Annotated in this window: 1 pseudogene; it reads right to left on the bottom strand. The window is 63.8% G+C overall.

The features are described from left to right. Positions 1-635, bottom strand: a pseudogene (locus AWB67_RS41310) (filamentous hemagglutinin); the annotation flags it as partial.

Below are 635 nucleotides of genomic sequence, written 5' to 3'. Positions count from 1 at the left end.
TGCGTCGCCGCTCCAGCGCAGCGTCGACTGGAGATTGATGTCACCGCTCTTGCCGTAGGCGCCCGTCGTGTTCACATTGACTGACGTACCGCTCGACAGGTCACGGGCGAAGATCGCCGCGGCCACCACTCCCACGTTGAACTCGGGCGCCGTCAAATTCCATCGTCCGGCATCGATGACGGCGTCGTCGAGATGGAGCGCGTAGCCGCTCGTCTCCACGATCCCGCCGCTGCCGTCCGCATTCAATGCCGCGACGTTCGTGTGAACGTGCGCCGTGCCGCGTTCGGCCACTAGCCACACGTGACCATCGCGCGTGGCGGTGCCAGTTGCGCGCAGTTCGCCTTGATTACCGGCGAGCGCGAAAACGTTGCCGTCGGCTGCTTCGAGGGCGATCTGCGCGGCTCGGATCATGCCCTTGTTCACCACATCGCCTCGAGTACCGGGTTCCACGAACACTTGGCTGCCGCTCGACGAATCCATCAGCAACACCTGAGCGCCGGTGGCGAGTTTCACCGTGCCCTTGGGCGCGTCGATCGAACCGTCGTTCTCGGTAAGCTTGCGCGAGATCAGGAATACGTCGCCGCCGCTTGAACTGATCCTGCCGAGATTGATGATGCTGGCCTCGCTCGTACTGC

The sequence above is a fragment of the Caballeronia terrestris genome (genome assembly GCF_001544515.1).
Classification (GTDB): Bacteria; Pseudomonadota; Gammaproteobacteria; order Burkholderiales; family Burkholderiaceae; genus Caballeronia; species Caballeronia terrestris.
The sequence above is the reverse complement of the archived record's forward strand: the minus strand, read 5'-3'. Positions and strand labels throughout refer to the sequence as shown.